We start from the raw sequence: 15270 nt of genomic DNA, 5'->3' as shown, positions 1-15270 counted from the left end.
TCTCGATATTATTCAAGGGAGAATATTAATAATGGAACCGGAATATGCAACAACTAATGATTGGTATAAAGCCAATCGTCCTAAATTAAAAATATATCGGGGCCAATGGATCGCTTATACGAATACAGGCGTGATTAGTCATGATCGAGATTATCGAAAAATGAAAGATGGAATTCCCCCAGATACAGCTAAATTGAGTTATACAATTGAGCGGATATATGAAAGCGAGTTTATTGAGCCTGTTAAGTTTTATCCGGTGAGAATGCGATCGCTAAAAGCTCATGATTGGCAACCCAAATATGAATTATTACTTAAATATCAAGAGCATACTGAAAAAGTAAAAATGCTAGTAGACTCAGGGGCAGATTTTAGCTTAATTACTAAAAAAATGGGGGAAGATTTAGGTTATACCAAAGGAGAGGGAGAAAACCTGGGTAGTGGTGAGGGAATTGGTGGTAGTATTGAATATCTATTAAGACAGGTGGAAATAGAGATAGAAGGTCATCGTTTTACGGCTCCTGTAGCGTGGATACAAAGCGATTTTTGTGAAGAAATTTTGTTAGGCAGAGAGGTGGTGTTTGATTTGTTTGATATAGAATTTAAGCAGGCTGATGAGACGATCATTTTTAAATGGCGTGGCGGTCAAGCATAAGCAGTTAATAATAAAAATTGAGGTGATTCAATGAATAATATCGAGAGTTCTAATCTTTGTTTCCACTTTCGGGTATTCAGATAATAACTCATGCTTTAACTGGTAAAGAGAGAGGCGTGAACACCCCACTACGGGTTTATTTCTGGTCGGGTAGTGCTAAACAATCTGTTGTTCCCCAACACACATAAACGGGGGTATTGCTATCCGGTAAACTTTCCCCAGTTTTGGGTTGACGAACCATCACATTTTCCCCTGATAATAATTTCACCACATATTGAATATGGGTTCCCAAATACATTGTATTTAATAAACGGCCTTCAAAACAGTTCACAGAACCACTAACAGGATAAAAACTCAAGATCACCTTCTCTGGACGCACACTCACCACCGCCGATGCACCATTTCTTAAATCCTGTTGGGGGAGTTGAATACCCGGAATTTCAATCTGTTGAATTTCAATACTCAATCCCGTTTCCGTAACAATAAATAAACGGCTGGCATCGACACTTTCCACCGTCCCCCGAAATAGGTTTGTATCCCCAATAAAATCGGCGACAAAAGGAGTTTGAGGATATTCATAAATCTCGTTAGGACTGCCAATTTGTTCAATTCTGCCATCGTGCATAACTGCAATTCGATCAGACAGACTCATGGCTTCCTCTTGGTCGTGGGTGACCATAATAAAAGTTAAACCCAAATTGCGATGGAGATTGGTAAGTTCCACCTGCATTTGTTTCCGCAGTTTTAAATCCAAAGCCCCTAAAGGTTCATCCAATAATAATACGGCTGGACGATTAACTAAAGCCCTAGCTAAAGCAACCCGTTGCTGTTGACCCCCGGACAGTTGAGAGGGATAACGGTTAGCAAAGGATTCCATTTTGACCAAAGCTAACGCTTCCCGAACTTTTTCCTCAACTTCCGGCTTGATGAGACGTTTTAGCCGGAGTCCAAAGGCGATATTTTCCCAAACCGTCAAATGGTTAAACAGGGCATAACTTTGAAATACCGTATTTACTGGACGCAGATAGGCGGGAGTTTGGGTAACGGACTGACCTCGAATTAAGACTTCTCCAGCCGAAGGCATTTCAAACCCAGCTATCAGTCGCAGTGTTGTTGTTTTACCGCAACCTGATGGCCCCAAAATACTAAAAAATTCTCCTCGACGAATATCGAGATCCACGCCACGAACGGCCGTTTCCCCATTAAAAACCTTGAACACTTTACGAAGTTCAACATCAAACTTCGCTGGTGCCCCAATAGCACCTTGATTCTGCGTAGCCGCTTGCAGCATAGTGTTACGTTTGGAGATTTACCCTGATTACAGCTTATCCGATCAACAGTCTTACTGACAAGATGATAGCCTAGGGAAGTCCAGATTGCACTTTGGGGCATGAGACCGATTCCGGTGTAAAATATCGAGCGCGAAAGCGCAGCAATTAAAGGGCTAACTTGGTATGAGGAGTTAAACGAATGAATTGGCAAAAAGATCCCCTGTCCGTCCTGCAAGATACGAGTCGAACGTTTTATATACCCATTAGTCGTTTACCTCCTTTACTCCAAGAAGCAGTGGCATCTGCGTATTTGTGTATGCGGGCGATTGATGAAGTTGAAGATCATCCCGGTTTGGATAATGCGACAAAAGCGCGATTGCTGCATAGGATGAGCCAAAATTTTCAAGCGGCGGTGTGTCGAGAAACCATTGCTGATGATTGGTTTGCGGAATTTTCCGATATTGAAACCTTGGAAGAAGTCACCCTACGGGTGGGAGAATGGGCCAAATTAGCCCCGGAACGGATTGGCCCTCGGATTTGGGATGCAACGGCGGCGATGGCTGACCGGATGGCGTTTTGGGCCGAACGCAATTGGCGGATTGAAACGGAGGCTGAGTTAGATCAATATACCTTCGGTGTGGCTGGGGCTGTGGGGCTGTTGTTATCGGATTTGTGGGCTTGGTATGATGGTACACAAACGCACCGAGTTTACGCCATTGGGTTTGGTCGAGGGTTACAGGCGGTGAATATTCTGCGGAATTACCGGGATGATGGCAGTCGAGGGGTGGATTTTTTTCCCGAAGGTTGGACATCGGAACAAATGCACAGCTATGCAAAACGGAATTTAGCCTTAGCAGATGCCTACACGGGGGCCTTACCCTCTGGCCCAGCCTTGGATTTTTGCCGAATTCCTCTAGCTTTGGCCCATGCTACTTTAAATGTATTAGCAGATGGTCAGGACAAACTAACTCGCAGTGCCGTTGTGGAGTTGATTGAACAGGTTTGTGGTGGTAAATAATAGGAGTTTGTAGTTGCGCGTTGTTGCGCGTTGTTGCACGTTGTTGCGCTTTAGCGCTAAAAGTTGTTGCGCTTTAGCGCTAAGAGTAAGGGCTAAAGCCCAACAACGGACGAACTTTTTTATGATAATAGGAAAAAATGGCTGAATTTTTGGGAATTGGGGGGACAATTGTGGCGATCGCCACGGCTATTGTACCGCAACAGGGAAGTGTGGGAATTGTTCGGATGTCGGGGGGTGAAGCTCAATTGATTGCTCAACAGTTGTTTTATACTCCCGGACGCCAAACTTGGGAAAGTCACCGAATTTTATATGGCTATATTCGCCATCCCCAAACCCAAAAAACCATTGATGAAGCGTTGTTATTACTAATGTTATCTCCCCGTTCCTATACCCGTGAAGATGTGGTAGAATTTCACTGTCATGGGGGGATTATTGCGGTTCAACAGGTGCTGCAATTGTGTATAGAATTAGGGGCAAGATTAGCACAACCGGGAGAATTTACCCTACGAGCTTTTTTAAATGGCAGATTAGATTTAACTCAAGCCGAAAGTGTAGCGGAATTAGTCGGATCTCAATCAATTGCGGCGGCACAAACGGCTTTAGCAGGATTACAAGGAAAGTTAGCTAATCCGATTCGAGAATTACGGGCAACCTGTTTAGATATTTTAGCTGAAATTGAAGCCAGGGTAGATTTTGAGGAAGATTTACCACCCTTAAATGAGTCAGAAATTATTGCCCAAATTCATCAAGTTTTAGAACAATTATCTCAATTTTTAGCAACTGCTGACACCGGAGAACTATTAAGAACTGGGTTAAAAGTAGCGATTGTCGGTCGTCCGAATGTGGGAAAATCGAGTTTATTAAATGCTTGGAGTCGGAGCGATCGCGCCATTGTTACGGACTTACCAGGAACCACGCGGGATGTGGTAGAATCGCAATTAGTGGTGGGTGGAATCCCGATTCAAGTATTAGATACGGCGGGAATTCGTAACTCCGATGATCAGGTGGAAAAAATTGGAATTGAGCGATCGCATCAAGCTGCCCAATCTGCCGATTTAGTGTTATTTACCTTAGATGCTGTTGTGGGTTTAACTGAAGCAGATTTAGAGATTTATCAACAGGTAAAACATCGTCATTTTATTGTTATCATTAATAAAATAGATCGGGTTAAGTCAGAGCAATTAGAGGAGTTAAAACAAACCATAATTGACAGTTTAATGATAGAAAATATTCAGATAGTTTCTATGTCAGCAGGGTTAAATCAAGGGATTCCAGATTTAGAAATAGCCATATTAAATTCAGTTTACGGCGAAAATATTCAAGCTGCTAATTTAGAATTTGCGATTAATCAACGTCAAGCCGCCGCCCTAACCCGTGCTAAAGTTTGTTTAGAAGAAGTGGAAACAACCATTAATGATCAACTTCCCTTTGATTTCTGGACAATTGATCTCCGAGGTGCGATTCATGCGTTAGGAGAAGTCACGGGAGAGGAAGTCACAGAATCGGTTTTAGATCGAATTTTTAGTCGTTTTTGTATTGGTAAATAGTATTAATTCAATTTAATAGCAGTGCCAGCGTCCTCGCTGGCTAGAATAATAAACAGTGGAATAATAAACAGTGGAATAATAAACAAAATAATAAACAGAATAATAATTAGAATAATAACTAGCGAGTGAGGACACTCGCACTGCTTAAGGAATAAAACGATAGAGAAGTGCTATGGCAGATATCTACCCTTGGATGTGTAAGTTTTTACACTTTAGACTGTGGAGTTGAAGCATTCAACCCATAATGTTTTTCTTCAAAATCTTCAATTAATTTAACTAAAAGTTCTAGCAATATCTCCTGTTCAGGAGTTAGACTAGGACAAGCTAAGAGTGCTTCCACAATAGCTAAAAATTGTTCATTTTCTGCTTCTGTATTAATCAAATTAGGTAGCATTTTATTAATTATTGTACTGATTTAACAATGCTTTTAAAAACCTTTGACCAGACTGTTCTAAATCATCTTCTAAAGAAAAGGTGAGACTCTGTAAACGGATTGAACTATTAGGAAATAGACCATTTAGAGGTTGATTTAAAGGTTTTGGATAAACTAAAATAGCATTTTGGCTATTTTTTAAAGTAGCATAGGCGATCGCTTGATAAATGTCTTGATTTGACGGTTTAGAATCAGGAATTTTATATTTAGTATCGAGAATAAAGATAACTTGCTTTGTATTTTTATCATAAATAACTAAATCAATCTTAGAGTCTACAATTTTACAAAAATTAACACTTTCTTGATCTTTAATTTCAAAATTAGCGGGAAGATGGGATTTTAACCAAGCATAAACAAATTTTTCATAGAGTATATCAGTTCTAACTAAAAAAGGAAACATCTGATAATTTCCGACTTGATGCGCTACCCCACAATTATCTAAGAAAAATCGACATAAACTGTGTAAAGTCTGATAATCTTGATTTAATCTATTATAGGATCTATTAATACAATCATCCCCCTTAAAAGGTCGTTGAGTCGCTAAACCTTGTAAGGTATGATAGGCTTTTCTAACGGTTGTTGATAGCTGTTCTGAACATAACCCACTGCGACCAATAATATATAATGTCCATAACAAGATTTGATTATCTTCAATATCAGCCGTATACTGATTATATTCGCAATTGAGTTTAACTGTCCCAGGATGTTTAAACTGATATTTAAAATCAACTTTTCCCCGAACATAAGGTAAAAGTTCAGTATTTTTAACATAAGTTCTATAAAATCCTTTGCGGCTTTGTGCTAATATTTTTTGTATTAAAATATCAGCTAATCTATTATAAAATTCTGGGATAGTATCACAATGAACAGATCCGTCTAGCAGTTGAAAACTTTTGAGATCATAAGTATATTCCAACATCCTAAATAAATTAGCAATGGGAACTTTAGGTTTTAGGAAAATCTGAATATCAGGCGTTAACGGAATGAAACCCACATAACTTTTAGCGGTGAGTTTATATTGTTTCTGGGTTTTCGGGGATGGATACTCAATCTCAATATATTTAGAATCTTTAGAATATTTATGATAAATGAGATCTGCGATCGCTTCTTCTAATTCCTCTAGTTTAAAGAATTTAGGTTTATATTCTATCAGTTCAATTATTTTCATCAGCATTTAAACCCAGTTTAATTTTAACCTGATTCCATCGAAATTGATCTATTTTATCCAGTGCATTATAAAAATATTCTTCTAAATAGGGTTCGATTTCCATTTCCCAGATATCTTGAAGATTATCCTCAATATTGGGTATCAGAAATCATCATAAGCATCCTCATCTTCATTTAAAAAATCAAAATCCAGTTTAACTTTAACCTGATTCCACCGAAATTGTTCTATTTTATCCAGTGCATTATAAAAATATTCTTCTAAATAGGGCTCGATTTCCATTTCCCAGATATCCTGAATATTATGCTCAATATTCGGTATCATAAAGAAGGATATCCCGATTTCATAATTCGGATCATTAATCATTTTATTGATGTCTTGAAGAACTTGAATTAATTGATCTATTAAAAAGTTAATTTCATCGTCTTTATAATAACGTTTTAAAATTGTATAATTTGGAGCAATTTTAATAAAAGCAAAACGACGACGCAACGCATGATCAACTAACGCAATGGAACGATCTGCTGTGTTCATAGTTCCAATAATTCTAACATTTTCAGGAATCTTAAAAGATTCATTACTACCCGCTAAACAGATTTCTTGATCTCGATATTCTAATAAATACATTAATTCCCCAAACACATTAGATAAATTTGCCCGATTGATTTCATCAATAATCAAAACACAAATATCATCATAAGATTCGGCTTTTTTACAAAATTCTAAAAACCGACCAGGGACGAGATCATAAGTTAATTGTCCGTTTTCAGTCCGAGGACGTATCCCTTGAATAAAGTCTTCATAACTATAGGAAGGATGAAATTGAATTATTTCTGAAAAACCATCTTTACCTCTAGTTAAATGTTCAGCTAATTTTTTTGCAATAAAGGTTTTTCCGGTTCCCGGTGGCCCTTGTAAAATAATTTGTCCTTTGCGGTTAATATTGTTTATCCATCTGAGAAGTTCAGTTTCATTAATTCCTGTTTCTTTAGAACATTGATCTAAAGTATATTCAGGTTGTAAGTTTTCTTCTTCAATATCTAATTTAATATCAGTCATAATTTCATTCAATAATGGGAGTTCAAGAGAATTAAAATATTTTTTAACAGCTACTAACCAATGAGAAAACATATCAAACAGATCATCATCTCGTAAAGCAGGTCTACCGGGCTGACGCATTTCGGGAGCGAGATTTTTGATAAGTTTTATTCCTGTCTTATTAATATATGGATAATCAATTAACTTCTGAGTATAAGAAGTTTGAGCAAAATAGTTAATAACTATTCTTGATTTATTATTAATCAAAATAAAATTATCGGGTCGAAGTGCATTCAGAATTGGGGAAATTATCCCAGACTGGAACCCTTTAGAGTAAGGTGAATTAGAAAAATTATTGCAAGCATTAATAAGTTTATTTGGGTGATCATTACAATAACGAACAAAATTAAGAATTGCTTGAGCAATATCAGGCCATTGTTCTGCTTTTGTCCATTTTGAATATTTATTTCTAACATCTGTAGCAAGCGCAGGTGCAATATGTATCCATGCTCCTCTTTCCCGGTTAGCAGAAGAATCAGTATAGGGAAGTAGTTGTAATAATATAGAATCAGTTACATCTTCTCCCGCATCAGCCGCAGAAATAATCGCTTTAAAATTTCGACAACCTTGTTGACGCTGTTGGTTGTATGCTGCTATATGTCTTAAACCATCCCCAGAATAAGGATAGGAGTCTATAAATTCTAAAAATAATTCAGTAAATTGATCTTGAATATTACTCATATTTAGTTTAAATTTGATTGAGGTCAGTTTGTTATTTTTAAGATGGGGTTATCTGCAAGATTAGTAATTACTTTAAATTCATAATCTGTAATATAACGATAACTTTGAGGAGGATTTATTGTCGGTAATTTTTTTTTAAGAGTGGTTAACTCAATAGGTTTATCAAAGATATTGATACTACTAAAAAAAATAGCAACACCTAATGATGCACCTTGATAATACTGTTTAAAATCTTGATCTGTAATCCCCGCTTTATCTTTGACCTGTTCCCAGAAATATTTCTTTTTTTGAGGTAAATTTTCTGTAATTACCCGTTCTACTTCTAAAGAAGCAACTAAATTTTGCTGAGGAGATGTAACATATACCAAAACTAAATCTCCCGCTTCAAGACGGGTACGAACTCGACGCAGTTCTACGGTTTTTTTACCCGCTAAAATTTTATCGGCATATTCTGGCTTTATTGAAAGTAACAATATATTATTTGGCATTATTCTTTAGTGTTTAATTGATTTCCTCGGCAATATAGTATAGCAAACTTTTCCTTAGAAACATAGTACGGAGACTGCATTGTAAATTTATTCTCTAAAACTTCTTGAACCTCATTTAATGGAATAGGTAATTTCAGTAGTTCTGTATGACTAAATTTAATTGCCATAATTTCTTTTTCAGGATCTCCGCCAGCTACATCTAACACATCATTCCATTGATATATACCTAAATTTTGAAATCTACGAAATAGTTCTTGAGGTTTTCCTAATACTACTTCATCAAGACGAGATACAGCACGAATAGAGCTTATATCCTGATAACCTTTATCTTTATCTTTACTTACATACCATATAATTCTTCCTGAAACTCCTGGTTTAAGAGTTTTAGGAGCAGATTTAGATTTATAATAAACAGCTTCTGTATTAAGAGCTAAGTCAATTTTACTAGCACCAAATAAGGCTTGATTTGCCAAATTATAATCAAATAAATTTTTCGCCCATTCAGGTTTAATAGGAATAATAAATGTATGAATATCAGCATCAAAAATTTTAGCTGGAAAAAGGAGTTTTTCTATTTCAAATAGGGTCTTTGTTTCTTGAAGTATATTATCAGATGATAGTAAATTGGCAATCTTAACACAGAAATTAAAATCTTCTGAAGATGTTTGAGCAATTATATTTAAGTGATCAGATAACTGTAAAGCTGTATCAGCTATAAATAGATTAGCTCTTAACCAACCGTTAGAGACTTGTATAAAAGTAGAATCTTTTTTAATAGCTTTAGTAGTTTTTTCGGATAGGCAAGAATCTGTAATCCTCGTAAAATTCCGCCCTTCTTTAAGGTTATCAAGGATAGAATTATAAATCAAATGGCTAATAATAGTATCAGCAATAGGGTTATCATCATAAACTCTGCTTTCTTTTCTTTGTTTGCTTTTGATAAAAATATTGTTTGTAAATCTTCTTCTCCCCAGTGAACAGGAACTTTTGTAATTGATATTCCTGCCATACGAATAGGTTGATACTCTGTTTTGCTCCGAATCTCATCTATTTGAAAAATCAATTCTAAAGGAGAAATAATAGATAGTTTAAATTGATCATAAAATTCATCTTTGAAGTTTAATATTTGCTGATTTTTGGTGACAAAAACATAAGTTTCAGAAGCCAATATCTTTTGAAGATAACATAAATTGTATTTATCCAAATCAATATTTTTACTTTTTAAAAAAATCTCCAATTCATTTTGAGTTTCATTATTTTTCTGACTGATATCAAGTAAACTAAAATGTGTATGAAAAGTCATCAATTTTTTTCTTTGTTCAGAATTAGTAATATTATTTATTTGATTCCTGATTTCATCAACCAAAGACAAATCTAATTCTAATTGCAACCAATCTGACATAAGAGATTTTGAATCTTCATTTTCTGGATTATCTTGTTCTTCAGCTATTTCAAAAAAGATTGGTGCATCTATAACAACAGATAATTTAGATTCTCTATTGGTTTCGTTTAGTATGGATAGTAAATTAGGATGTCCGTAATCAAACCACCAATATGTGTTTTCTTTTCCTTCTGTTTTCGCAGCTTTATCAAACCGAGGGAGAAAACCTAACTTTTGCCAAAACTGATCTAAATTAAAGTCTCTGCGACAAGTTAAACCGATACCTTCATATTGTTTATCAGTGATTTTTTTTAAATGATCAACTAATTTTTGAGGGATTCCTTTTTTTCGCCAGCTTTTACTAATACACAAATGAACAATCGTAACTCGATTATACATTTTTGAAGTAGCATATAAAAGATAACCAATACATTCTTTTTCTGACGAAACAGCAACAATGATCTTCTTTTGGACAGCGTGCTCAATAAATGCGCCTCTTTTAAAAAAACTCAATGTTTTTTTATTTGCATCACCTAAATTGATTACAGTCTCTAAATATGGAGAATTTTGATCAATTATTTCAGTATAGATATCATCTGTATCTTTCATTGGGCTACTTTCCTCTGATTTTTAATTTATCTTTGGTATGGTTAGTTAAAGTTGTAATAACTAACCTTGAAATTCCGATAACAACCAAGCACTAACTTTCCCATGATTGGTTTGACGACTACGACGAAATGCTTCCTCTAATATCCCCATTTGTAACCCAGGTAAAACTTGAGATTGTTTAATTCTATAACTACCTTGATTTTTAACCTCAAACGCAATTAATTTAACCGCTTGAACATCAATAATCCAATATTCTTGTACCCCTAAAGATTCATAAAGTAACCGTTTTTCCCCTTTATCATCTGCTAATGAAGAATAGGCAACTTCTATGACTAAATCAGGCGCGGGAAACTGATCTAAATCAATAATTGTGGTTTCCCAAGGGATAATTTCTGCATTCTCACCAATATAAAAAGAAGCATCGGGTTGGGCTTCGTCAAAACCTGTTTTACGGTAGGTGCAGTTATCATGGCCATCTAAATCAATGCCTCGCAGACTGGCAAATAAACCAATGGCCAAAGAAATAATAAAATGATCACGAGAATGGGGATTTCCTAGGGGTGACATTTCTAACCTCATGCGTCCATTAAAATAGTAACCTCTGGCGTTAGAATAGATGGGATCATCCAATGCGGTCAGGTATTCATCCCAGGTTGCTGTTACCCAGGTATCGGTCGGGAGTAAAGTGTGCACAGGACTCATAACGGTATCATTGATGAGCGATCGCTTTTATTTTAACAAATTCAAACATAACTTACCAAGTGTTGTTAAATAATTTTTTACACCCCAGCTAAGGGAGTTTATAATAATAAGATTTTACCAGAATTTAACTTAATTGGATGGTATCATACAATAAATATCAATAACAAAAAGCCCAAGGATAACCGAGTGGCTTTAGACCCATTTTTTTTGTGAACTAGGAGGATTATTATTTATGGAACAGACTCACGAAATCTTAAAACAACAACTCAGTGCCCTATCCCAACGCTATCCCGATTTAGGCAACCGTCTGGCTGAAACCGCACAAAAACTCAAAACCGCAGGAACTCCGGCGGCCAAAACCTTAGTCGATGAACTGATAGCCTACTCTCAAGACTTTAGCAATATTCAAAAAACACTACTGGGCCAAGGACAGCCAACGGCCAGCCAAGCCACTTCTGTACAACAGTTAGAGAATTTATTGCCAAATCTAAAACCTGCTCCAACCCATCAAAAGACGCACCAACAGGCGTTACAAATTTTAGAGCGAGTCCTATCCCTAACCCACAACGAACAAAAAGATTTTCCCCCCTTACAAACGGCTCAAAATCAGGCGCGGGAATTGCAAACCGCAATTTCTCAACAAACTAACCAACTGCATTCCGGGGCGGAAGCCTTAGCAACCGGAAATCATCCCTTGGTAGCCTTAGTTAATTTAGTCGAAAAACAAGACAGTTTAGACGATAATCAATGGGCGATTTTAGAAGAACAAATTACTAGCGCCTTTGGTAAATCTTTGGGTGTGGCAATTTCTAGGGTAAAAATTAATTTTACCGTTAAAACCACTGTTGTTTCTGCTGTTACTGCTCCGAAACCTCCAATTCCTGATATTGTAATTTTGGATGAACCTCAAGGATCTCGAGGCCCGGAATTAATTATTGTTCCCAGTATTGATGTTACGAAATTACCGCCAACTATTGATGGTAAAAATATCTTTTTTGGCAATGCTCCCCTAGTAGGTAAAACTCAAGAAAAAGCGACTCTTTCTAATATTAACTTAAAGATTTTAGTCCATTTACAGGGATTAGGCGATCGCACTTTTGCCGCCAGGGAATACGCCGGAACTCGGGGACAGGGACGGCGTTTAGAAGCCTTTCAAATTAATATTGATCCAGCTATTGCGGGTTTAAGTTTGCGCTATATGGCTCATATTGCAGCCATTGGTGACACACCCCTAACTCCCGAAGGTCAACTGGTGGGAGAGCGTGGCAAAAACCGACAAATCGAAGGATTAGCTATTGAATTGATCGGCCCTCAAGCCCCTAACTACACGGTTTTTTATACCGCCCACATCCAAAATAAAGGGGATGTTCCCGTTTGCACTAACGGCGAATACTGCGGCACCAAGGGTCAAGGGTTAAGAATTGAAGGGATGAAAATTTGGATTGAAGCTAAATAAAAGGCAATAAATGGGCAATAGGGAAATGCTATGAGTCATCACATCCTTAATTATCAGATTTCACCTATTGCCTATTGCCTATTCCCCATTGCCTATTTACGTTTTTTCCGATTTTTCTTGCGAGATTCCTGCGCCTGTTTTCGTTTTGCTTTTGTTTTCTGATCGAGCTTACCAAGATTATAATTAGAGGTCGAACTTTCTTCTGAGATATCTATTCGGTTAGGGAAACTTCTGAAATAGTTGTTTTCAGATTCTGGGCGAACTTCATCTTTTGATTTCAAACCGAATTCCACTTGTACATCCCACCAATCTCCTACTATAAAGGGTTCAACCCGATCAGTTGCAAAGGCTCGCTCAATCACCCTTGCAGATTCTACTGCTTTTAAACCTACTAAACCCCCGACTAATATTCCATTAAAATCTCGGTCTTGTTCGGTAAACTTACTTAACTGTTTCGTCAGAATAGCAACACATTGATCACGGAAATCTGGATGAAAATTACCTATTTTTTCCAAGGCATCAATAGCGATCGCACGAGAGTAGATTTCTGCATCAGAGTCACCTAAATGGGCTATAAGAAAGGGAATTGCGGCGGGCCCAATTAAGCTATAAACCTGTGGCAGTTCAGACATAACCCAATCATCATCAAGATGGAAAATTGGATTTAACCCTTCAATCGCCGCTTCTGCTTTTAGTTGTGCCAGTGTTCGCCAAGCATGAACAGGAGCCCAGATGTCTAAACGGTCTGTTTCTTCCCCAATATCGAAAAAAGTTTTATCCGTTGCCATTCGGATCAATTCACTAATATGTTCTTCCCCAAAACCCAGTTCTTCGACATAGTTAGGCCACTCATCCGAATTCATTTTATTACAGTCGCCATAGCTTAATAACTGACTGACTGGATGTTTATAGGATTCAACACTCATGATAATAAAAGTTCAAAAGTTGATATAGCCATCCTACTCAATAGGTTGCAATCTAGGATAGGATGCAGACGTAATAGGTAATGGGTAATAGGGATCACGGATTTAAGAGGATTTCACGGATTTCACGGATTTTAATTTGTGTAATCCGCTTAAATCTTTGATAGGTAATGGGTAATAAAAAGAGTTTACCTCCCCTGCTACCCCTGAAGTGCCACAACTAACACTAATAAAAAGGCTTCTGTCCATTCAACAACAGCCCCATAGGTATCTCCAGTGTGTCCTCCCAAACGGGCGTTAAACCAAGCCCCAATTAAAATCGCGATCGCACTTCCCCCTAAAGCCAGACCCACGGCCACTAACCAACGTTGGGGATGGAGAATCATTAATATCCCACTTAAACCCATCAGCATCAGCAGACCGGGAATTAAATCCCAGGAAGAATAGGGGGTATCTTTATGAAAAGCCCCTTTTCCCGTAGCTTTCAAATAGGGATAACGGGCGATCGCCACCAACTGTCCCCACCGTCCCCAACCTGCTACGGCCATTAAAATCAATCCTCGGTCGGCTGTCATATCCCTTAAAGCCGCGACTTTCAACAAAACGATCGCGATCGCGGCCATCACCCCAAAGGCTCCTGTAACGCTATCCGCCATCACTTCCAGGCGTCGATTTGGGTCAGCCACAGCCAAACCATCGGCCGCATCCATCGCTCCATCTAAATGCAATCCTCCAGTAATTCCAATTCCGGTCACAATCACCAATACCGAGCGTGTCAAGACCGGACACCCTAAAAGAGATAGTCCCCCATCCATCAATCCTAAAATACCCCCAATCAATATCCCAATCACCGGAGCAAAACGAGCGATACCGCGAAACTCCAAAGTCCAAGAGAGGGGAATGGGAAAACAGGTATAAAAAGCGATCGCTGCTGCTAATGCAGCCCCCTGGCGCTGGAAAAATTTGGAGAGCGATCGAAAGTAATCCTCTGACATGGTAAAAAATTAAATTTGCATAGATGTATGAATATTTTCTAGGGTATGCCAGAATTGAAATAGGAACTCAGGTTTTGTCTGAAAGTCAAAACACTTCAATCGGAGTTTACCAACTCCAGGGTTGTTAAATCGCAGTTCCAAAAACAAATCCATCCTTTTTGATTGCTTCCGATCATCAAAGATTAGAGAAGGAATAGAGGAACAAAAGATTTAAGGTTTCCTAATTGTAAGGTGTATGGTAGTTAGCTACCTGTACAGCCAGATACCTTTATTCGTAATTCCTCAAAACCTAGGGATGGAAAAACTTCACAACTACAAATTTCATTTAACAGAATCATTGCCATTCTGTAATTCACAGATTACATCTGAGGCTTTTGTTCCATGAGTTATGATCAACTAGACTACAGGGTGTCTGCTCCTTGCATTATTGATACGGGGATCATTGTTAACAAGCGGGATATGCAAAAACTGCTTGTTGATTTGGGTCGTGTCCGTTATATTAGTATTCAAGACGGACAGGTATGCAGCGAAGCAGAAGGATACATCCTAGAAGTTTTTGCTAATCCGCAACAGGCGACTTTAGTTGCCAATCATTCTTTGTATTTGAATGTTTATAGTTTCGATTACTTAGAACTCAAGCAATCTTCTGAGCAAGAAACTTATTTTGATCTAGTTCAAGAAGGAGGGAGATTATTACGATTAATTCCCTTAACAAATCCCTTACAAGAACAATTTAATCGTAATTTTAATACAGCGGCTCTTGATGCAGTTATGGATCAAGTTTTGTCATCAAATTGGGAGAATCCCCTTGATGATGAAGACTGCCCATTCTAAGTAATTAAGCCGTTTTC

At 37.5% G+C, this 15270-nt stretch carries 16 protein-coding genes; 5 read left to right on the top strand and 11 right to left on the bottom strand.

The window, feature by feature from the left end:
- Window positions 1-31 precede the first annotated feature (31 nt).
- On the top strand, window positions 32-652 hold the full coding sequence (locus tag NMG86_RS13855; protein WP_026797881.1) for an aspartyl protease family protein: 621 nt from the start codon (window positions 32-34) through the stop codon (window positions 650-652).
- Between the two features lie 136 nt (window positions 653-788).
- Here the strand turns inward: NMG86_RS13855 and NMG86_RS13850 are convergent, their stop codons facing one another.
- The gene (locus NMG86_RS13850; protein ID WP_026794166.1) at window positions 789-1943 is read right to left on the bottom strand and encodes an ABC transporter ATP-binding protein; all 1155 of its coding nucleotides are present in this window, start codon (window positions 1941-1943) and stop codon (window positions 789-791) included.
- 179 nt (window positions 1944-2122) lie between these two features.
- On the opposite strand from NMG86_RS13850, the gene NMG86_RS13845 reads away from it, so the two are divergent.
- The gene (locus NMG86_RS13845) at window positions 2123-2941 is read left to right on the top strand and encodes a squalene/phytoene synthase family protein (protein ID WP_026786474.1); all 819 of its coding nucleotides are present in this window, start codon (window positions 2123-2125) and stop codon (window positions 2939-2941) included.
- Between the two features lie 137 nt (window positions 2942-3078).
- Entirely contained in the window at window positions 3079-4488 is a 1410-nt protein-coding gene (gene mnmE, locus NMG86_RS13840; RefSeq protein WP_026797880.1) for a tRNA uridine-5-carboxymethylaminomethyl(34) synthesis GTPase MnmE, read from the top strand.
- A 205-nt stretch (window positions 4489-4693) separates the two neighbouring features.
- Here mnmE and NMG86_RS13835 read toward each other — a convergent pair whose 3' ends face one another.
- The 8 genes from NMG86_RS13835 to NMG86_RS13800 are packed head-to-tail and all read right to left on the bottom strand — an operon-like array spanning window position 4694 to window position 11045.
- Window positions 4694-4882 (bottom strand): zinc-binding metallopeptidase family protein, encoded by a 189-nt coding sequence (locus NMG86_RS13835; RefSeq protein WP_043936989.1) that lies wholly within the window; start codon window positions 4880-4882, stop codon window positions 4694-4696.
- Window positions 4883-4886: 4 nt separating this feature from the next.
- A complete protein-coding gene (locus NMG86_RS13830) occupies window positions 4887-6089 on the bottom strand; it encodes an McrC family protein (RefSeq protein WP_026786476.1) in 1203 nt (400 codons plus the stop codon).
- The gene (locus tag NMG86_RS13825) at window positions 6076-6222 is read right to left on the bottom strand and encodes a hypothetical protein (protein ID WP_498607909.1); all 147 of its coding nucleotides are present in this window, start codon (window positions 6220-6222) and stop codon (window positions 6076-6078) included. The genes NMG86_RS13830 and NMG86_RS13825 overlap by 14 nt, the downstream gene beginning before the upstream one ends.
- Before the next feature lie 8 nt (window positions 6223-6230).
- The gene (locus NMG86_RS13820) at window positions 6231-7865 is read right to left on the bottom strand and encodes an McrB family protein (protein WP_043936990.1); all 1635 of its coding nucleotides are present in this window, start codon (window positions 7863-7865) and stop codon (window positions 6231-6233) included.
- A 23-nt stretch (window positions 7866-7888) separates the two neighbouring features.
- Window positions 7889-8353, bottom strand: coding sequence for an ASCH domain-containing protein (locus NMG86_RS13815; RefSeq protein WP_026786477.1), 465 nt, complete (start codon window positions 8351-8353; stop codon window positions 7889-7891).
- The gene (locus tag NMG86_RS13810) at window positions 8353-9222 is read right to left on the bottom strand and encodes a hypothetical protein (protein WP_026797878.1); all 870 of its coding nucleotides are present in this window, start codon (window positions 9220-9222) and stop codon (window positions 8353-8355) included. The genes NMG86_RS13815 and NMG86_RS13810 overlap by 1 nt, the downstream gene beginning before the upstream one ends.
- Window positions 9219-10343 carry a GNAT family N-acetyltransferase gene (locus NMG86_RS13805; protein ID WP_026797877.1) on the bottom strand — a complete coding sequence of 375 codons (1125 nt, stop codon included), beginning with the start codon at window positions 10341-10343 and terminating at the stop codon, window positions 9219-9221. The genes NMG86_RS13810 and NMG86_RS13805 overlap by 4 nt, the downstream gene beginning before the upstream one ends.
- A gap of 60 nt (window positions 10344-10403) precedes the next feature.
- Window positions 10404-11045, bottom strand: coding sequence for a Uma2 family endonuclease (locus NMG86_RS13800; RefSeq protein ID WP_026797876.1), 642 nt, complete (start codon window positions 11043-11045; stop codon window positions 10404-10406).
- A 232-nt stretch (window positions 11046-11277) separates the two neighbouring features.
- Between NMG86_RS13800 and NMG86_RS13795 the strand changes: the two genes are divergently transcribed.
- On the top strand, window positions 11278-12501 hold the full coding sequence (locus tag NMG86_RS13795; protein ID WP_026797875.1) for a hypothetical protein: 1224 nt from the start codon (window positions 11278-11280) through the stop codon (window positions 12499-12501).
- 92 nt (window positions 12502-12593) lie between these two features.
- Here NMG86_RS13795 and NMG86_RS13790 read toward each other — a convergent pair whose 3' ends face one another.
- Window positions 12594-13427, bottom strand: a complete 834-nt coding sequence (locus NMG86_RS13790; protein ID WP_052338727.1) for a HEAT repeat domain-containing protein — start codon at window positions 13425-13427, stop codon at window positions 12594-12596.
- 197 nt (window positions 13428-13624) lie between these two features.
- Window positions 13625-14419 (bottom strand): adenosylcobinamide-GDP ribazoletransferase, encoded by a 795-nt coding sequence (cobS, locus tag NMG86_RS13785; protein WP_026797874.1) that lies wholly within the window; start codon window positions 14417-14419, stop codon window positions 13625-13627.
- A gap of 381 nt (window positions 14420-14800) precedes the next feature.
- On the opposite strand from cobS, the gene NMG86_RS13780 reads away from it, so the two are divergent.
- Window positions 14801-15253: a hypothetical protein gene (locus NMG86_RS13780; protein ID WP_026797873.1), complete on the top strand. Its 453-nt coding sequence runs from the start codon at window positions 14801-14803 to the stop codon at window positions 15251-15253.
- Window positions 15254-15270 lie beyond the last annotated feature (17 nt).

Source organism: Planktothrix rubescens CCAP 1459/22 (assembly GCA_904830895.1).
Lineage (GTDB): Bacteria > Cyanobacteriota > Cyanobacteriia > Cyanobacteriales > Microcoleaceae > Planktothrix > Planktothrix agardhii.
Note: the sequence above shows the minus strand (reverse complement) of the source record. Positions and strands in the feature narration are given on the sequence as shown.